Origin of the sequence: Streptomyces sp. NPDC058663 (genome assembly GCF_042716745.1) — a bacterium.
Taxonomy (GTDB): Bacteria; Actinomycetota; Actinomycetes; order Streptomycetales; family Streptomycetaceae; genus Streptomyces.
Map to the genome: position 1 here is coordinate 60,454 of NZ_JBHXRV010000029.1, position 17,316 is coordinate 77,769.

The 17,316-nt window shown below is 72.7% G+C and carries 16 protein-coding genes; 9 read left to right on the plus strand and 7 right to left on the minus strand.

Annotated features, from left to right (window positions below):
• Nucleotides 1-8: 8 nt before the first annotated feature.
• Complete coding sequence (locus ACFWVV_RS21775) at nucleotides 9-830, minus strand: SDR family NAD(P)-dependent oxidoreductase (protein WP_384354069.1); 822 nt, start codon at nucleotides 828-830, stop codon at nucleotides 9-11.
• 732 nt (nucleotides 831-1,562) lie between these two features.
• On the opposite strand from ACFWVV_RS21775, the gene ACFWVV_RS21780 reads away from it, so the two are divergent.
• Together ACFWVV_RS21780 and ACFWVV_RS21785 are read left to right on the plus strand one after the other, a co-directional pair.
• Nucleotides 1,563-2,624 (plus strand): acyltransferase domain-containing protein, encoded by a 1,062-nt coding sequence (locus tag ACFWVV_RS21780; protein ID WP_384354071.1) that lies wholly within the window; start codon nucleotides 1,563-1,565, stop codon nucleotides 2,622-2,624.
• Complete coding sequence (locus ACFWVV_RS21785) at nucleotides 2,611-4,557, plus strand: acyl-CoA dehydrogenase (protein WP_384354073.1); 1,947 nt, start codon at nucleotides 2,611-2,613, stop codon at nucleotides 4,555-4,557. Before ACFWVV_RS21780 ends, ACFWVV_RS21785 begins: the two co-directional genes overlap by 14 nt.
• 120 nt (nucleotides 4,558-4,677) lie before the next feature.
• Here ACFWVV_RS21785 and ACFWVV_RS21790 read toward each other — a convergent pair whose 3' ends face one another.
• From ACFWVV_RS21790 to ACFWVV_RS21800, 3 genes are all read right to left on the minus strand, one after another.
• Nucleotides 4,678-5,475 (minus strand): enoyl-CoA hydratase/isomerase family protein, encoded by a 798-nt coding sequence (locus ACFWVV_RS21790; RefSeq protein ID WP_384354075.1) that lies wholly within the window; start codon nucleotides 5,473-5,475, stop codon nucleotides 4,678-4,680.
• The gene (locus tag ACFWVV_RS21795) at nucleotides 5,472-6,713 is read right to left on the minus strand and encodes a beta-ketoacyl-[acyl-carrier-protein] synthase family protein (RefSeq protein WP_384354077.1); all 1,242 of its coding nucleotides are present in this window, start codon (nucleotides 6,711-6,713) and stop codon (nucleotides 5,472-5,474) included. The genes ACFWVV_RS21790 and ACFWVV_RS21795 overlap by 4 nt, the downstream gene beginning before the upstream one ends.
• A 140-nt stretch (nucleotides 6,714-6,853) precedes the next feature.
• Complete coding sequence (locus ACFWVV_RS21800; RefSeq protein ID WP_384354079.1) at nucleotides 6,854-7,921, minus strand: 3-oxoacyl-ACP synthase III family protein; 1,068 nt, start codon at nucleotides 7,919-7,921, stop codon at nucleotides 6,854-6,856.
• Between the two features lie 682 nt (nucleotides 7,922-8,603).
• On the opposite strand from ACFWVV_RS21800, the gene ACFWVV_RS21805 reads away from it, so the two are divergent.
• From ACFWVV_RS21805 to ACFWVV_RS21835, 7 genes are all read left to right on the plus strand, one after another.
• Nucleotides 8,604-8,882, plus strand: coding sequence for a phosphopantetheine-binding protein (locus ACFWVV_RS21805; RefSeq protein ID WP_384354081.1), 279 nt, complete (start codon nucleotides 8,604-8,606; stop codon nucleotides 8,880-8,882).
• Nucleotides 8,879-9,397, plus strand: coding sequence for a beta-hydroxyacyl-ACP dehydratase (locus ACFWVV_RS21810; protein ID WP_384354083.1), 519 nt, complete (start codon nucleotides 8,879-8,881; stop codon nucleotides 9,395-9,397). The genes ACFWVV_RS21805 and ACFWVV_RS21810 overlap by 4 nt, the downstream gene beginning before the upstream one ends.
• Nucleotides 9,394-10,617 carry a beta-ketoacyl synthase N-terminal-like domain-containing protein gene (locus ACFWVV_RS21815; RefSeq protein WP_384354085.1) on the plus strand — a complete coding sequence of 408 codons (1,224 nt, stop codon included), beginning with the start codon at nucleotides 9,394-9,396 and terminating at the stop codon, nucleotides 10,615-10,617. Before ACFWVV_RS21810 ends, ACFWVV_RS21815 begins: the two co-directional genes overlap by 4 nt.
• 124 nt (nucleotides 10,618-10,741) lie before the next feature.
• Nucleotides 10,742-11,353: a hypothetical protein gene (locus tag ACFWVV_RS21820; protein ID WP_384354087.1), complete on the plus strand. Its 612-nt coding sequence runs from the start codon at nucleotides 10,742-10,744 to the stop codon at nucleotides 11,351-11,353.
• A complete protein-coding gene (locus ACFWVV_RS21825) occupies nucleotides 11,293-12,699 on the plus strand; it encodes an AMP-binding protein (protein ID WP_384354089.1) in 1,407 nt (468 codons plus the stop codon). Before ACFWVV_RS21820 ends, ACFWVV_RS21825 begins: the two co-directional genes overlap by 61 nt.
• Before the next feature lie 82 nt (nucleotides 12,700-12,781).
• On the plus strand, nucleotides 12,782-13,561 hold the full coding sequence (locus ACFWVV_RS21830) for an SDR family NAD(P)-dependent oxidoreductase (protein WP_384354091.1): 780 nt from the start codon (nucleotides 12,782-12,784) through the stop codon (nucleotides 13,559-13,561).
• A gap of 212 nt (nucleotides 13,562-13,773) precedes the next feature.
• On the plus strand, nucleotides 13,774-15,408 hold the full coding sequence (locus tag ACFWVV_RS21835) for a PfaD family polyunsaturated fatty acid/polyketide biosynthesis protein (protein WP_384354093.1): 1,635 nt from the start codon (nucleotides 13,774-13,776) through the stop codon (nucleotides 15,406-15,408).
• A 35-nt stretch (nucleotides 15,409-15,443) separates the two neighbouring features.
• Here ACFWVV_RS21835 and ACFWVV_RS21840 read toward each other — a convergent pair whose 3' ends face one another.
• From ACFWVV_RS21840 to ACFWVV_RS21850, 3 genes are read right to left on the minus strand one after another with little or no spacing between them, the layout of a single operon-like run.
• Complete coding sequence (locus ACFWVV_RS21840) at nucleotides 15,444-16,007, minus strand: hypothetical protein (protein ID WP_384354095.1); 564 nt, start codon at nucleotides 16,005-16,007, stop codon at nucleotides 15,444-15,446.
• The gene (locus ACFWVV_RS21845) at nucleotides 16,004-16,756 is read right to left on the minus strand and encodes an alpha/beta fold hydrolase (protein WP_384354097.1); all 753 of its coding nucleotides are present in this window, start codon (nucleotides 16,754-16,756) and stop codon (nucleotides 16,004-16,006) included. The genes ACFWVV_RS21840 and ACFWVV_RS21845 overlap by 4 nt, the downstream gene beginning before the upstream one ends.
• A gap of 13 nt (nucleotides 16,757-16,769) precedes the next feature.
• Complete coding sequence (locus ACFWVV_RS21850) at nucleotides 16,770-17,027, minus strand: DUF5133 domain-containing protein (protein ID WP_384354099.1); 258 nt, start codon at nucleotides 17,025-17,027, stop codon at nucleotides 16,770-16,772.
• Nucleotides 17,028-17,316: the final 289 nt, after the last annotated feature.

Below are 17,316 nucleotides of genomic sequence, written 5' to 3' on the forward strand. Positions count from 1 at the left end.
GACAGAAGTCACGGGGCGTCGATGCGGCCCAGCGCCAGGAGGTCGAGCATCGTGGGGCCGCCGTGGTACGCGGTGAGGCCTCCGTCGATGGTCAGGGAGGCTCCGGTCACCATGGCGGCGGCGTCGCTGGCAAGGAACACCGCCGCACCGACCACGTCTTCGGGTTCGCCCCAGCGCCCGTTGGGGACGGCCCTCATGAGGCCGGCCGAGACCTCTTCGTTGTCGGCGAACTCGGAGGTGAGTGCGGTGGTGACCCAGCCCGGGGCCAGCACGTTGACCCGTACGCCGCAGGACGCCCACTCCGTGGCCAGGGAGCGGCTGAGGGAGTTGATGGCCGCCTTGGTGACGGCGTAGTGGGAAACCATCGGGCAGCCGTTGCCTCCTGCGACGGACGAGATGTTGACCACGCTGCCGCTGCCGCGCGCCACCGCGTGCTTGCCGAAGAGCCTGAGGCACTGGGCCATGCCGTCGAAGTTGACCTTCATGATGGTCTGCCAGTCCTGCTCGGTGAGTTCCAGGAAGGGGCCGGCGCTTCCGAAGTGCCCGGCGTTGTTCACCAGGACGTCAATGTCACCGAACATCTCGACAGCCTGGCCGAAGGACCGCTCGACTGCTTCGGGATCGGTGATGTCGCAGGTGAGCACGGTCGTCTTGACCCCGTGGGCCTGGGCCTCGCCAGCCACCTCCCTGAGGGCGTCACCACTGCGGGCCAGGAGCGCGAGGTGGGCGCCGGCCCGGGCGTAACCGAGTGCGATGGCCCGGCCGATACCGCGAGAGGCACCGGTGACGAGAGCGGTCTTGCCTTCGAGGGTGCGGGTGGCTGTGGTCATGGTGCTCCTCCTACGACATGGGAGAGGTGCGGGGCGGGGGGCGATGCGAGGGGGGCGGGGCCTGCGTCCTGACCCGGCGGTGCGGGCTGCGGAGGATCGGCCTGCGGCGCCTTGTGCGGGGCCGCTGATCCGGGAAGCCCATGAAGGAAACGGAGGCGGATGCGGCCCCTCAGAAACCGCATGCCTCGTGCGACGGGCGCCCCGGGCCGCAGAAGACCCGGGAGAGCGGCCTTCCGGCAGCCTGACCCACCGACGAGTCCACCGGCAAGCGCACGGCTCGCGGCGTGCGGAGCACAACCTCCGGCGCACGGTGTCGGTGTGCGGGGCGGGACGCGCCCCAGTGAGCCGGGCGCTGCCACTGCACAGGAGTACTGAGAAGCCGCCGGCAGGGCCCCGCCTGCCATTCACCACCCCTGCCCGCTCACAGTGCACGCCCTTCGGGCAGCGCTCACGGCGCACGGAAGGTCGCTCGTCGCCCGGTGCCCCTGCCGTCGCACCCCGTGCGGCGCCCTGTCTCACCGGAATGCTCCACCTCCCCGCCCTGCACGGGTACTCACCGCACGCTCCGCCTGCCTTCAATGGTGATGGCCGCGGTGATCGCTGCCGCGGCACTGCGGGCCAACGCCCGACCCTTCACGGGAAGTTCCGCTCTTCGTCCAGAGGTGAGGCCATGCCCGCATTCAGTCTGTCGCGGTCCGGAGCTCTTCACATGTGTCGTCTCCGGGAGGCGGTATGACCACGTCGCCCCGCTCTCCTCGCACCCCCGTACCGGCGGACCGGACCGTCCTGCACGCGTTCCCCGGCCAGGGCGACTTCGCGGTCAGCGCCCTGGTGCGGGCGGCCCGCGCACACGCCGCGGTGGGCGAGGCCCTCTCCGAGGTGTGCGAGGAAGTGGACCCGGTCGGTGCGGAATTCGGCATCGGTCCGCTGGGTCCCGCACTTCTCGGCAGTACGCCGCCCAGCGGACGCGATCTGGCTCGGGCCGCGGTGGGGACGAGCCAACTCGCTCTGTTCGTTTCCTCCATGGCGGTCCACCGGGCGCTGTGCGCCGTCGGGCTCGTACCCGACCGCGTACTCGGTATGAGCTTCGGCGACATCGCCGCCTGCACCGCGGCGGGAACGTTCACCCTGGCAGGCGGCGCGCGGATCGCCTGCCAGGCCGGGCTCGTTCTGCACGGCCGGCAGGGAGGTCTCACCCTGCTGGAGGCCGGGGCGGACGCGGCACGGCATCTCATTGCTGCGGCGGGGGCTTCCCACGTCGTGCTGGCGTGCGTCAACGACCCCTCGCAGGTGGTGCTGAGCGGGCCGCTGCGGGAGCTGGAGCCGGTGGAGGAACTGGCCGGGCGACGCGGCCTTCCGGCGGTGCGGCTACGGCTGCCGTTCCTGTGCCACCACCCCTCCTTGGCGCCGGTGGCGGAGGCGTTCGCCGAAGCAGTCCGCCACGTGCCGGCCCGCGCCCCCCGCGTCCCCGTCTACTCCTCGGTGCTGGGGCGTGCCTACAGCAGTCAGGACGACATCCACTGGGCGCTCGCCCAGGGCCTGGTCCGTCCCGCCCTGCTTCCGGACGCACTGCGTCAGGCGGCCACGCCGTCGCCCGTACTGCTTCTGGAAGCCGGCACCGGCAGTTCCCTCACCCACAGTGCACGGCGAGTGCTGCCGCCCCACCTGGCGGACGCCCGCGCGACAATGGCGGAGGCCGACTTCCCCTGGCTGCGGCCGGGTTCCCTCACCCGCCTGGTTCCGGCTCCCGTCGAGCCGCCTTCCGCGGAGGTGTCCTGCGATGTCCGCCCCTGAGCCCCGCGTTGAACTGAGCCGGATCGCCCTCGGCGTCTGCCCACCGGAACAGGCCGAGCAGTTCTGGGCGGCACTCGCCCCCGACGGGCTCCCTGTTCGCGACGGGACGCCCGGCGCCGACGGGACGGCGTTGCCGGTCCCGGAGCGTCTGCGCCGCCTGACCCGCGCTCTCCCGCCCGCCGAGGAACTCCTGCGCGATCCCGCCCGGCTCGCGGCCGTGCAGGTCTGGGCGGCGGTCGCCGACCCCTCGCTGTACATGGCTGTCCTGAACCACTACGTCCTGTGTCTCGGGTCGATCGTCACTCTGGCCGGTGACACCGGCAAGCCGGTGGCGCAGCGAAAGGCGTTGGAGAACGGTCACGCCAAGGGAATGTTCCTCGTGACGGAGATCGGTTCGGCCGGCAGTCACCTCGCGCCTCGCACCACGGCTCGCTTCGACCCGGTGCGGCGCGAGTTCGTCCTGACGACCCCCGACGCCGGTGCGGCGAAGTTCACCAGCATCAGCCGGTCCGGGGTGCGGCAGACCGGCGCGGTGTGTGCGCGGGTGGTGGTGGACGGCACCGATCGGGGGGTGTTCTCGTTCGCCGTGGACCTCTCCGACGAACAGGGGCCCGCCGAGGGGGTGGAGTTCTCCGGCCCGCTGGAGGCCGGCGCCCTTCCTCTGGGGTACGCCCTGGTCCGCTTCCACCAGGTACGTGTCCCCTATGAGCAGTGGCTGCGGGACACGGCGTTAATCGACGACCGCGGTGCGTTCCACGATCCGCTCGCCTCCCGGGACGCGCGGCTGGGGCGGACCATGGCCGTGGGACAGGGTTTGTGGGGAACCCTCCCGGCGGCGCTGGCGGCCATGGCGCGCGAGTGTGCCGTCCAGGCCCTGCGGTTCAGTACGCATCGGCGCAGCAACGGAAGGATGGCGCCGGGATCCTCCGTCCTGGCCTACCGCCCGCAACAGCATGCGCTGCTGGGGGCGCTGGCCGAGGCGTTCGTACTCACCTGTGCCGGCAACGCGGCCCTCGAAACGTGGCAGCGCACCCTGTCCCCGGGCCCGGGGGCACCGGTGCCCAGCAGTACGGACGCGCTGGCCTTCTCGCCGTGGGCGGCCGTGGACCGCTTCCTGCCGCTCTACAAGGTGGTTGCCGCGCGGGGCGCCGAGCGCGTGGCAGCGGAGTGCCAGCGCCGCTCCGGTCTTGCGGGGTTCCTGGACGTCAACCGGCTGTCCGCCTACCAGGGTTTCGCCCATGCCTTCGCCAGCGCGGGCGGGGACAACCAGCTCATCCTGCTGGACACCGGGCGTTCCCTCGTGGAGGACAGCAAGGAGACGGAGGGGCCCGACGGCCGACACGGCCCGCAGGCCGGCCCGGGTGACCGGGAGGACACGGGTGGCCAGGCGGACTGGGGTGACCCGGAGGACATGGGCGGCCCGGGGGGCCCGGCGGACCCGGGGGACTCCGTCGACTCCCCCGCGTGGTGGCCGCTCATCGCCCAACGTGCGCAGCGGGTCCTGGCGGAGGAGCTTCGCGAGTCCCTGCGGGCACGGGCCGCGGCCGGAGCGGACGGTCTGGAGCTGTGGAACCCGCTGCTGAGCCGCGTCCTGGACCTGGCCGACCTGGCCGGGAACCGCCTGGCGGCCGCCCACGCGACACAAACACTACGCTCGGTGCGCTCGCCCGAACTGCGGTCGGCGCTCCGCCCTCTGCTCGCGCTGTACGGGGTCGCCCAGGCGCGCCGCTCGTCCGGCACTCTGCTGACCTCCGGCGTGCTCACGCCGGAAGTGGTCCGCTCGCTCCCCGAGGCGATGGACCGGCTGTGCGACCGGCTGCTTCCTCACCTCGCCCTGCTCGAAGACGGTTTGGCCTTTCCCGGTGGCCCGGCCCCGGCGCCACTGGGCGCGGCGGATTACGCCACGGCTTTGGCGGAGGCACTGGGCACCTGATCCCGCGTCGGGCACCTGATCCCACGTCGGGCACCTGATCCCGCCCCGGCGCGGCGCGCCCCGGCCCGCTTACGCCTCGAGCGGGCCGCCGGTGCGACTGCCGCTCGGGACCTGAGCTGTTCAGGAGGGCCGGGGTGCGGTGGGGCGCACAGGGTGGAAGCGGGCCTGCCGGGGGCCGTTCTCGAGGTGGCTGGCCAGGCCGGTGGCGCGGTCTTCGGTGGCGAACAGGTTGCTGAAGGCGGCGCGTTCCAGGGCCAGACCGGTGGAGAGGTCGGTTTCCACGCCGCGGTCGATTACCTCCTTGGCGGCACGCAGGGCGAGTTGTGGCCCGGCCGCCATCTCCCGGGCCCAGACCAGGGCGCGGGAGTCGAGGTCGCCGGTGGGGACGACCTCGTCGACCAGGCCGACGCGGAGCGCTTCGTCGGCCCGCAGGGTGCGCCCGGTGCAGATCATGCCCTTGGCGCGGGCCGGGCCGATGAGGCGGGCCAGGCGCTGGGTTCCGCCGCCACCGGGGATGATGCCGAGATGGATCTCGGGCAGTCCCAGGAGCGCGGTGCGTGAGGCGATGCGGGCGTCGGCGCACAGGGCCAGTTCGCATCCGGCGCCCAGGGCGTAGCCGCTCAGCGCCGCCAGGACGGGCTGGGGGATCTCCGCGACGGCGGTGAACGCCTCCTGTTGGGCGCGCACGTGCAGCAGCATGCGGGTGTGGTCCATGCCGCGCAGTTCTTCGATGTCGGCGCCGCTGGAGAAACTGCGGTGCCCGCGGATCACGACGGCCCGTACGTCGGCGCGCCGCGCGAGGTGGTGGGCGGTGTCGTAGAGCTCTTCCTGGGCCCGGCTGTCGAAGACGTTGTGCGGTGGCCGGTCCAGTTGGACGGTGGCGATGTGGTCGCTGACGTCGAGGCGTACCCGGGTCATGGGTTTCCTTCCTCAAGGTGGGCGGGGCAAAAGGCCAGGACGGCGTTCTGCCCGCCGAAGCCGAAGGAGTTGCTCAGCGCCGCGCGGATGCGGTGGCGGCGGGCCCGGCCGTGCACGAGGGGCAGGGTGAGGGCCGGATCGGGGGTGCTCAGTGCGGCGGTGGGCGGGATCAGCTGGTGGTGCACGGTCAGGGCGGTGCAGGCCGCTTCGACGGCGCCGGCCGCTCCGACCAGGTGCCCGATGGTGCCCTTGAGGGAGGTCACGGGCGTCCGCGGGCGCATCAGGCGGCTCAGGACGGTGGCTTCGACGCGGTCGCCGTGGACGGTGGCGGTGCCGTGGGCGTTGACGTGGTCGATGTCCTCGGGGGACAGGCCCGCGTCGGCCAGGGCGGCACGGATCGCCTGGGTCGCGCCCCGCCCCCGGGGGTGGGGCGCGACCGGGTCGTGCGCGTCGCAGGAGGCCCCGTAACCGGCAACCAGCGCGTACGGACGCCGGCCGCGGCGGCGCGCGTCCACCTCCCGTTCCAGTACGAGGACGGCGGCGCCCTCGCCCATGACGAAGCCGTCGCGGTCGACGTCGAAGGGGCGGGCGGCACGGTGCGGTGCGGTGGCGCGCGACAGTGCGCCGGCCGCGTCCAGACTGCCGAGGGTCAACGGGGTGATCATCGCTTCGGCGCCGCCGGCGAGGGCGATGTCGCACAGCCCGGCGCGCAGCATGTGCAGTGCGGTGCCGATCGCGGTGGCGCCGGAGGCGCAGGCGGTGGAGGTGTGCAGGCAGGGGCCCTGGGCATCGAGTTCGATGGCGATCTGCGCGGCGGCCATGTTGTGCATCGACAGGGGCAGCAGCATGGGTGAGGGGCGTGCGGGGCGGGCGAGGTGGCGACGGTGGTGCTGTTCGTAGGAGGTGACGCCGCCGCAGGAGCTGCCGAGGACGACGGCGACCCGGGGCGCGGACCACTCGCCCGGGGTCAGGCCCGCGTCGGCGACGGCCTCCCGCGCGGCGGCGAGGGCGAACAGGGCGAACGGGTCGAGGCGTTGGGGGGTGCGGCGGGGACGGTGGGTGCGCGGGTCGAATCCGGTGACGGGACAGGCGAGCGTGACGGGCAGGCCGGTCAGCCGGGGATCGGCGGTGGCCGTCGGGGTGCCGGCGCACAGCGCGGCCCAGGTGTCGTGGGTGTCGAGTCCCGCGGGGGTGACCATGCCGATACCGGTGACGGCCGCTGCCGGGGTTGCGTCCATGCGCGCGCCTTTCTCGTGGGGCGCCGTAGCGGTTGCCCGCGCGCCTGGGTTGCGTCCATGCGCGCGCCTTTCTCGACGGCCTCGTCGCTCAACGGGCCGCGGTGGAGGGGCAGGGGTGTGGGGGTGTGCCCGCGGCCGGGTCAGGCCGGAGCGAGGCGGGTGGGGATCGGCCCGCTGCGGATGCTGGGGGCGCCGTTCCAGCGCAGCAGCGAGGTGCCCCAGGTGACGCCGCCGCCGAAGGTGACCAGCAGGATCCGGTCGCCGTGTGCGAGGCGTTTGTCGGCGGCGGCGGTGGCCAGGCCGTAGGGGATGCTGGCGGCTCCGATGTTGCCCACCCGGTCGCCGACGACGACCAGTTGGCCGTCGGTGACCCCGAAGTCGCGGGCGACCTGCTGGAGCAGCAGGGGGTTGGGCTGGTGGGTGATGACGGCGGCGAGGTCCGTCAGGGCGAGGTGGTTGCGCGCCAGGGCGTCGGTGACGATGCGGGGGAAGATGTCGACGATGAAGTCGCGGACACCCCGCCCGTTCATGGTGATCTTGTGCCCGCGGTCGTTGAGCGTGGCGGTGCTGGCGGGCCTGCGGCTTCCCCCGGCGGGGATGAGGGCGTGGTCGGCGAAGTGGCCGTCCGACCCCAGCACGAAGTCGGCGAAACCGTGCTCGGGTACGGGGCCCAGGATGGCAGCGGCCGCGCCGTCACCGAACAGCGTCGCCGTCGCCCGGTCGGTGGGGTCGAGGAACTTCGAGTACGCCTCCACCGCCACGACCGCCGCGTAGCCGGCGAGGTCGTCCTGGGCCAGCCAGTCGCGGGCGACCTTGGCGGCGAACAGCCAGCCCGAGCAGGCGGCGGTCACGTCCAGGGCCACGGCGTGGGAGGCGCCGGTCAGGGCCTGGACGCGGCAGGCGGTGGACGGGCCGAGCTCGTCGGGGGTGGAGGTGGCCACGACGATCAGCCGGAGGCGTTCGACGTCGATCCCGGCGGCCGCGGCAGCCGACTTCAGCGCCACGGCAGCCAGGTCGGAAGCCGCCTCGTCAGGAGCGGCGACGAACCTCTGGCGCACGCCGGTGCGTTCCACGATCCACTGCGCGTGCACGCCGGCACCCGCCGCGATGTCTTCATTGGTGCGACGCCGCTCCGGCAGATAGGAGCCGACCCCGACAATTCCCCAACGCCTCTCGCTCTTGGAAATCTGCTGATTCTCGGACAGCACTTCATCCACCTCCAGTAGGGAATGGGCGCCGATTTCCCTGGTTTTCCCCTGGGAACGACGCGGCGGCGCCGGAAATTCATCTCTGTCGCCGCGGCAGGCCGGCAGGCCGGCAAAAGGGGCGGGGCCGGAACACGAGGACCAGGAACGCCGGAGCGAGTGGGGCGCCGGCGTCGGCCGTCACGGTGCCTGCGGTCCCTCCGTCAACGGCCCTTCGTTTGTCGCACACGGCTTGCCGCAACACAGCGGAGCGCGGGTGCATTCGAGCGCGGTTAGTACTCGTCGCACGCCCCCGGCGCACCGTACGGGGCGCCGGAAGGCCCGGCTCACCGGAACTGCCGGCCGCGCGCCGCAATGAAACACCGCCCCCTTTACAGAAGGAAGAAATGTAGATTCAGTGGTGTGCGGACGGTGATTTCCGCCCGGCTTTGCAGGAGGAAGTTCCGGCAAAAGTCCCGTGCACCCATTCACGTCGCACCGACTTTCAGCCATCCGTTTCCGAAATTCGCCCGCAGTGCGAGTGCGCACTTCGGGACTTCCCCTGAGTCGGCAGCACTCCACAGGGCCCGGATTCCTCAGGATCCGTTCCGCCCGACGGAGGGCTCCGCCCTCACGCCGTGGCCGGCCGCACCACAGGCTCCCCCGTCCCGACCCTCACAGGCCCGTACAGAAGGAGCAGCTCGTCATGACCGTCACCGACACCCTCAGGACCATCCTCGTCAACGACCTCAACGTCGACCAGTCCGCGGCGGAGATCGCCGGCGACACCAGCATCCGCGACGAACTGGGCGTCGACTCCCTCGGTTTCGAGGAACTCCGGGTACGCGTCGAGGAGGAATTCAAGATCCACATCGGGGAGGACGACTTCAGCCCCGAGACCTTCGCCAGCATCGACACCCTGACCGAACTGGTCGCGCGCCTGCAGGACTCGGCGCCCGCCACGGCCCCCCAGGGGAAGCGATGACCTCGCCGAGCGAACAGCTCCGGCCCACGGTCCCCCGCCAGGACGAACCGGTGGAACGCACGATGGGGTTCACCGAGATCCAGCAGTGGGTGCGCCACCGCTATCCGATGAACTACCTCGACCGCGTCACCGACTACACACCGGGCGAACACCTGACCGCGCTGGTCAGCATCTCCGGCTCGATGCCGGTGTTCCAGGGCCACTTCCCGGAACGGGCGATCTTTCCGAGCTCGTCGGCCATGCTGGCCATCGCCGAGGCCGGGGTGATCCTCTACCAGGTGAGCACCAAGCCGCTCAGGGACGACGAGATCACGCTGATGGGCACCATGGAGATCCGCTCCAAGCGGATCGTGGTCCCCGGTGACCAACTCGTCCTGACGGTGACCTGCGAGAGCCTGCGGGACAACTTCCTCCGGTTCACCGGCGTCGGCCGCGTCGACGGCAAGGTCGTCACCCAGGCCCGTACCTCGCTGATCCGCAAGAACATCGCCGATCTCGGACGGCAGTTGTGGTGAGACGCCCCGACGAGGAGCGGCCCGGTGACGCGGCGGTCACCGGGCTGGCCTGGACCACTGCCCTGGGCGACGACGTGGAAGCCACCTGGCAGACCCTCCTGGACGGCCACGACGGCTTCATCCCCGTCCCCTCCTCCCATCCGGTACGCAACCCGCTGGCCGCCCCGGCCTGTGCCGACAGGGCGAACGGCGACGACCACGCGGCCCGCCTGCACCACATGGCCTGCGACACCCTCACCCGTGCCCTGAAGGACGCGGCCCTGTCCCCCGCGGGCCTCGCGCTGGTCGCCGGCACCAGCTTCGGCGCCCGTCTCGACCCCGGCCCCGCGCCCCCGCCCGACGCGGCGCACTGGCTGCACGCCGTCGCCCGCGGCGTGGGCGTCGACGGCCCGGTCGTCCCGGTCTCCAGCGCATGCTCCACCGGATCCGACGCCCTCGCGGTCGCCGCCATGCTCCTGGCCGAACGGCCCGATCGGCCCGTGGTGTGCGGGGCGGTTGACCTCCTCACCCCGGCCAAGCGTTACGGGCACACGGCACTGGCGACCATGAGCAGCACCCGGATGCGGCCCTTCGACCGGACTCGCGACGGCATGCTGCTGGGCGAGGGCGCGGGTTTCGTCGTGCTGGAGAGCCAGGAGAGCGCGCGGCGGCGCGGCGTACGCGTCCACGGCAGACTGCGCGGTGCCGCGTTCTCCAACGACGGCGCAGGCCTGACGTCCCCCGACACCAGCGGCTGCGGCGTGGCCCGCACTGTGCGGGACGCCCTGCGGCTGGCCGGCGCGCAGCCCGAGCGGATCGGCGTCGTCGGTGCGCACGCCACCGCGACCGCCCTCAACGACCTCACCGAAATCCGGGCGCTCAACGACGTCTTCGGCCCCCAGCGCCGGCCCCCGGTCGTCTTCGCCCTCAAGAGCTCGGTGGGTCACACCCTGGGCGCGACCGGCGCCCTGCAGGCGATCGCGGTCCTGCTCGCGCTGCGCGACCGGATGGCACCGCCCGTCGCCGGCCTGCGGGATCCCGACCCCGGTCTGCGGTTGCCCACCGGGCGCGGCCGGGCCACCCCCCTGTCGTCCGCGGCTCCGCTCGGCCTCAGCCTCACTCTGGGCTTCGGCGGTTTCAACACCTGCCTCGTCCTGGAAGGCCCGCAGGAGGGGTCCCGCGGTGCCCGAACAGCAAGGAACCCCTCCGTGCCCGAACAGGGAGGAGCCGGCCGTGCCTGAGGTGCGGTGCCCGAACAGCAAGGAACACCCACCGCGCCCGAGCAGGAAGGAGCCCGCCGTGCCTGAGGTGCGGTGCCCGAACAGCAAGGAACACCCACCGCGCCCGAGCAGGAAGGAGCCCGCCGTGCCTGAGGCGAACCCGCCCGTGCTCGTCCTGGCCGCCGACGGCACCTCGGTGCCCCTGGAGCAGCCCAACACCCCGACCGTGTACGCCGATCCGGCTGCCTGGTCCGTCGTCCAGGCCCTGCGCCACACCCTCGCCGCGCCCCTCGCCGGTCCGCCCGTCCCGCCGCGTGCGGTGGGGGTGCTGGTGTGCAGCACCCCCACTACCGCCCGCACCATGGACGCCGTCGCCGCCCAGGCCGCGGGCGGCCGGGTGCGCCCGCGCCACTTCGCCGCCGCCGGTCCCGCCACCCTGGCCGCCCTGCCCGCCCTGGTGCTCGGTTTCCGCGGCCCCACTCTCACCCTCACCTGTGACGACGACGCGACGTGGGGCGCCGCCCGCACCATCGCCCGCGCCTGGCTCGCCGCCCGGTTGTGCGAGCGGGTCCTGCTCGTACGCCACACCTCCCCGTCGCCCGACCGGCACCACGTCACCTGCGAGCCGGTCGGTCCCGGCGCGGAACGCCCCTGCCCCGTGAACCCAGCGATGCCGCGAAAGGCAGAACCCGAACCATGGTCGTCCGGAACAGAGTTACCGACCTGCCCTCCGCCGAGTACACCTCGCACTTCCTGACCCACCGCGTGGTGCCCGCCGCCGCCGGCCCGCAGCGGCCCCTCGGCTTCGACGACGCGCGTCACGCCCTGTCGCAGGCGGATCTGCCGCCCGGCGCGGTCGTCGTGATAGCCGTCGCCGACTCGCTCACCCAGCTCACCCTGTTCCTGGCAGCCCTCCACCAGGACCTCGTGCCGGTACTGCTGCCGCGCGCCTGCCCCCGGCAGCGCATACGGCTGGTCGCCGACGCGCTCGGCGCCGGAGCCCTGGTCACCCCCGCGACCGCCGCCGGCACCCGCACCCGCACACCCGTCGCCCTCACGCGCTGGAACGCCCCGCGTCCCCAGCTGCACAACCCCGGTCAGGCCATCGTGATGACGTCGGGGACGTCCGGGCTGGCCAGCGGCTGCCTGCACCACGTCTCCTCGCTGTTAGCCAACGCACGACTGCACGGCAACGCCATCGGGCTGCGGTCCTCCGACAGCCTCCTGGTCAATCTGCCCCTCAACTACTCCTTCGCCCTGGTGGCCCAGGCCCTGGCCGCGCTCGCCCTCGGCGCCCGCCTCGTCCTCGGCGGCCCGCCCTTCGGCTCCAGTGCGTACCACCACAGCCTCCAGCACCACGGCATCACCGTCTCCTCCCTCTCCCCCTCCCTGGTCCGCACCTTCCTGGGCGACCAGTTCACCCTGCCCCGCTCGTTGCGCACCCTCACCGTCGGCGGCGACGCCCTGGAGGCCGTGCACGTCAGGGAGCTGCTGCGCCGCCACCGCGACGGCGAGGTCTACCTGACGTACGGGCTCACCGAGGCGGGCCCCCGCGTGAGCACCCTGGCCGCCCATCGCGAGCCGCCGGAACGCCACACCTCCGTCGGGCTCCCCCTGCCCGGCGTGACCACCCGGATCGAGCGCCTCGACCCCGCTCGCGACGAGGGTGAACTCGTCGTCACGACCCCCACCGCCATGGTGCGCCGCGTCGGCTCCGAACCGGCCGGGCGCCGGGGGCTCGTGGCCCCCGGCACCATCGCCACCAGCGACGTCTTCCACCTCGACGAGAGCGGCTATCTGTCCTTCCGCGGCCGCCTGGCCGACTTCGTCCTGATCAACGGCGACAAGGTGTCCCTGCGCTGGGTGCGCGACCTCGTCGGCTCACTGCCCGGCGTGCTGCACGTCCGCACCGAGATCGTGCGCACGCCGCCGACCCGCAGCGGTTCCAGTGGCCAGAAGTACCGCCTGCACGTGCTGGCGACCGAAGCCACCGACCGGCTCAGGGCACGGATCGAACACCGCCTCAAGGAGGTTCTGCTGCGGGTGGAGTTCCCGTGCGAACTCCTCCTGACCGACGAGCCCTCCGCCGCGTTCACCAAGTGACGCCCGGACCGCTTCCTCGCACGACTCCCGGACCCCTTCTTCGCGCAACCCCCGGACCTCTTCTTCGTACAAGGAGACCTTCATGACGCACGCCTCCGCAGGCCCCCTGGCCGGAAAGACCGCGCTCGTCATCGGCGCGACCAGCGGCATCGGCCGCGCCACCGCCGAGGCCTTCGCCGCGGCCGGCGCGGCCGTCACCCTCGCCGGGCGCCGCCGGCAGGCGGGCGAGGCCGCAGCAGCCGCGCTGCGCGACGCGGGCCACCGGGCCGACAGCGTCCACGTCGACGTCACCGACGACGACTCCGTACGCGACTGCGTGGCCGGCGTGGTGGACCGCCACGGCCGCATCGACATCGCCTTCAATGCCGCGGGCACCATCGGCAAGGGTGTGGCGGCTCTGCACCGCACCGCCGAGAAGCAGTGGCAGGAGATCATCGACACCAACCTCACCGGGACCTGGCGCTGCGTCAAACACCAGGCCCAGGCCATGCTGAAGCAGAAGTCCGGGTGCATCATCACCTGCTCCTCGATCCTCGGCGTCCCCGAAGGCGGGGCCTACCCCGGCCTCGCGCCCTACACGGCCACCAAGTACGGGATCATCGGTCTCACGAAGGTGGCCGCCGCCGAGTACGCCGGCAAGGGCATTCGCGTCAACGCCGTCTGCCCCGCCTTCGTGCAGAGCGACATGCTCGACACCCTCATGCGGCCCCAACAGCTCGAACGCGCCCTGCAGGTCTACCCCATGCGCCGGGCCGGGCGCCCCGAGGAGATCTCGGGCACGGTCGTCTTCCTCGCCTCGGACGCCGCCTCCTACATCACCGGGCAGACCCTGCTCGTCGACGGCGGCTACGCCGTCCGCTGAGCCCTCCGCCACCACGGGCGCCACGCAACCCACGAGTCCCATGAGCTCCATTAGCCCCACGAGCCCCATTCACGGCAGCGCCCGCCCGTCCTGAGGACACACCCCCCGAGGACACACCCGCCGACGGGCACGCCGGCCCCCGGTACGCACCGGTGCCGGCCGCGAGGCGCCCGGGCGCAGCGGTCGCAACCCAGCCCAAGGAGCAGCCCCCGATGTCCTCCACCACGACCTCCCCCGCGACTCCCTCCCGCTGGCACGGCCGGCCGTACCCCCGCACCGGCCCGGCCGCCGTCCACGACGCCCTCTCCGACCTGGAATCCCCCTGCTTCCTGCTCGCCGTACCGCAGGGCCTCGGCGCCGCGACCCACGGCACCCTCGCCCCGGGCGACAGCGGCACCGGCCTGCCCCTGTTGGCCGCGCTGGATCCGCTGCCCCCGCAACAGCTCGGTTCGGCCGCCTTCCGCGCCGCCCACGGGGTACGCCAGTCCTACATGGCCGGGGCCATGGCAGGCGGTCTGTCCTGTGCGGACATGGTCATCACCCTCGCCAGGGACGGCACTCTGAGCTCGTACGGGGCGGGGGGCCTGCCACCCGCCGTGATCGAGAAGGCCCTGGTGCGCTTCGCCGCCGAGATCCCAGGACTGCCCTTCGCCGTCAACCTGTTGCACAGCCCCAGTGAGGAGAGCCTGGAGCGGAACGCCGTGGAGCTCTTCGTGCGGTACGGCGTGCGCTGTGTCGAAGCCTCGGCCTACATGGTCCTCACGCCGCACGTGGTGCGCTACCGGCTCGCGGGTCTGCGCCGCGCCCCGGACGGGCGCGTCGTCGCCGGGAACCGCATCATCGCCAAGATCTCGCGTGCCGAGATCGCCGAACGGTTCCTGCGCCCCGCCCCGGCCCCGATGGTCACCGCCCTGCGCGAGCAGGGCCTGATCACCGCCGAACAGGCGGAACTGGCTCCCCTGGTGCCGCTCGCCGACGACGTCACAGTGGAGGCCGACTCCGGCGGTCACACCGACCGCCGTTCGCTGACCGCGCTGCTCCCGCTCATCCTGCGCCTGCGCGACACGGTGCAGCGCGAGCAGCGCTATGCGGAGCCGGTCAGGGTCGGTGCGGCCGGGGGTCTCGGCACACCGGAGGCGGTCGCCGCGGCCTTCGTGATGGGCGCCGACTACGTGGTCACCGGTTCCGTCAACCAGGCGTGCCTGGAGTCCGGTGCCTCCCCCGCCACCCGTGCGATGCTCGCCCGCGCGGGCGTCGCGGACTGCACCATGGCCCCGGCCGCCGACATGTTCGAGTCGGGCATCGACGTCCAGGTCCTCAAGAAGGGCACGCTCTTCCCGATGCGGGCCCGGCGCCTCTACCAGCTCTACTCGGCGTACGACGGCCTCGACGCGTTGCCCGCCGACGAGCGGCGCAAGCTGGAGGAACAGGTCTTCCGCCGCAACCTGGACGACATCTGGCAGGACTGCGTCCAGTACTTCGAGGAGCGCGACCCCGGGCGTCTGGTCCGCGTGGCCAACGACCCGAAGCGCCGGATGGGCCTCGTCTTCCGCTGGTACCTGGGGATGGCCTCGCGCTGGGCGGCCACCGGTGATCCCGACCGGACGAAGGACTACCAGATCTGGTGCGGCCCGGCGATGGGCAGCTTCAACGACTGGGCGGCCGGAAGCTATCTCGGCGACCCGGCCAACCGCAGGGTCGTGGACGTCGCCCACCACCTGATGAGGGGCGCCGCCTTCCGCACCCGCATCGCCCGCTTGCACACCGCAGGGGTGCGGCTCCCCGCCTCCACCGCCCACTACCGGCCGGTGCCGCTCCCTGAACAGGTGGGCCGGCTCAACGGCTGATCAGGGTGGTTGAGGTGCCGGCGCAACCGTCGTACTCACCCCTCGAAAGTGCGCCCTGGCTCCCGACGTCCCGCGCTTTCCTTCCGGCGGGATCCGTGCCGTCCGCGCGTGAAGACCAGGACGCTTCCCGCGACGGCGATCACCGCCAGCGCCAGGGCAATGCTGATGCCGCCCTCGGTGTCCCAGTACACGTCCTCCAGGCTGATCAGCAGGGCGGCCTCGTCGACGATCAGGGCGAGACCCACGCCGTACGCCAGTCCTGTCCAGGCCCGGGTGCACGCCGAGCGGTGGACCAGGCCGACGGCCCCCGCCAGCGCGAGCAGCAGGATTCCCCACACGTAGTGGTGGAGGTGCACTCCGCCGGCCTGCACGTCGCCCACCCCGGCCATGTCGATGTGGATGAGCCAGGTCAGCAGCCGCATGCCGCCGAACGTGACGGTGAACCCCCACCAGGCAAGGACCAGGCCCCGGCGTTCCGGGGTGATGCCTGGCAGCAGGCGGGCCCATCCCGAGCGGTGCGGGCGACCGGACGCGGGGCGCTGCGACGCGGAGGGGCCGCTCCCGTCGTGCGGTGCCGCAGCCCTTTCGTGCGGTGTCACGGTCCTTCTTTCGTGGTGAAGTGACGGATCAGCGCGGCGACGGCGTCGGGCGCGCTGTAGTGGGCAGCGTGCGCGACACCCGGCACGTCGACCGCCCGGCCGTCGCGCACGAGCCGTGCCACCCGTCGGGCCCAGGCCGCGGAGGCGACGGTGTCGCCGGAGCCCCGGACGACCAGGGTCGGCGCTTCGAGACGGCGCAGATGCCCCTCGAACGAAGTACCGGCGTCGTGCGAGGCGCGGCGGAAGGACTGCACGAAGCGGACGGGGCCGGTCGTCAGGTAGTCGGTGGCGGCGAGGGCGAGCAGCGGCACCGGCTCGCGCGGCGCGTCGGTGACCAGTCGGCCGAGGTGCCGCCAGGCCGGGACGCGCGGTTCGAGCGCCGGCCCGATCAGCACGGTGCGCCGCACCGACCGCGGGTGGCGTGCGGCGAAGGCGGCGACGACCTGACAGCCGACCGAGTTGGCCACCAGTACGGCCGGTCCGGCACGGCTCTCCTCGTGCCAGCGTGCCAGGGCGTCGCTGAGCTGCGCGATGTCCGGGGTACGGCGAGCGGCCGCCCGCGACCGTGCGTTGCCCGGCAGATCCGGTACCAGCACGGTCGCGCCGCCCGCGGCCAGCCGTCGGGCGAGGGGGACGAAGTACCGCCCCGAGAGGCCGAGCCCGTGCACCATCACCACGGTCGGAGAGTCGGTACCGGGCGGCGGGCCGAACCGCCGGGTGAACAGCCCGGTGCGCCTCAGGTGTTCCATCGGCCCACCGGGTTCACGCCGCCATCGGCAAGTCCTGGCGGGAGGGCTCCGCCGCGGCCGGGGTCGCCGGGAGCTCGGTGCGGGCGAGCATCTGGTCGGCCACGGCGAGCGCCTCCCGGACCTCCCTGGTGCCCGTCATCACGCACAGGGTGTAGGCGAGGTCGCGGAGTTCCTCCTCCGTGCCGGGGCGGGCCTGCTGGGTGTGTGCGATGCGGGCGTCGGCGAACCGGGCGAGGAGGGTGCGGAGGGTCTTGGCGTCGGGCGTCAGCACGGTCGATTCCTTTGTCGTGAGAGTGAGGATCCGAGTCCTTCAATGCTGATCCACTGCCCCGGAATACCGCTCACAACCCCGGCAAAACGACCTTTTGTCATGAGATCGCATGAAGCAGAGGAGAGAACAGGGGGACAGGGGCTGCGGGGTTTTTCACCGGAACCGGTGGGGCGGGTGACGGGCGGGCGTGCGCGGGGGGGGGCGGGGGGGGCCCCCCACCGGTCCCCGCGGGGGGGGTTTGTGTTGCCCCCGCACAACACATCGGGGGTCGAAGGCCGGGCTTCAGGAG

Excerpts from the sequence above, each read along its gene's own strand:
- ACFWVV_RS21775 (WP_384354069.1), bottom strand. The coding sequence starts at position 830 with ATGACCACAGCCACCCGCACCCTCGAAGGCAAGACCGCTCTCGTCACC.
- ACFWVV_RS21780 (WP_384354071.1), top strand. The coding sequence starts at position 1,563 with ATGACCACGTCGCCCCGCTCTCCTCGCACCCCCGTACCGGCGGACCGG.
- ACFWVV_RS21785 (WP_384354073.1), top strand. The coding sequence starts at position 2,611 with ATGTCCGCCCCTGAGCCCCGCGTTGAACTGAGCCGGATCGCCCTCGGC.
- ACFWVV_RS21790 (WP_384354075.1), bottom strand. The coding sequence starts at position 5,475 with ATGACCCGGGTACGCCTCGACGTCAGCGACCACATCGCCACCGTCCAA.
- ACFWVV_RS21795 (WP_384354077.1), bottom strand. The coding sequence starts at position 6,713 with ATGGACGCAACCCCGGCAGCGGCCGTCACCGGTATCGGCATGGTCACC.
- ACFWVV_RS21805 (WP_384354081.1), top strand. The coding sequence starts at position 8,604 with ATGACCGTCACCGACACCCTCAGGACCATCCTCGTCAACGACCTCAAC.
- ACFWVV_RS21810 (WP_384354083.1), top strand. The coding sequence starts at position 8,879 with ATGACCTCGCCGAGCGAACAGCTCCGGCCCACGGTCCCCCGCCAGGAC.
- ACFWVV_RS21825 (WP_384354089.1), top strand. The coding sequence starts at position 11,293 with ATGGTCGTCCGGAACAGAGTTACCGACCTGCCCTCCGCCGAGTACACC.
- ACFWVV_RS21830 (WP_384354091.1), top strand. The coding sequence starts at position 12,782 with ATGACGCACGCCTCCGCAGGCCCCCTGGCCGGAAAGACCGCGCTCGTC.
- ACFWVV_RS21835 (WP_384354093.1), top strand. The coding sequence starts at position 13,774 with ATGTCCTCCACCACGACCTCCCCCGCGACTCCCTCCCGCTGGCACGGC.
- ACFWVV_RS21845 (WP_384354097.1), bottom strand. The coding sequence starts at position 16,756 with ATGGAACACCTGAGGCGCACCGGGCTGTTCACCCGGCGGTTCGGCCCG.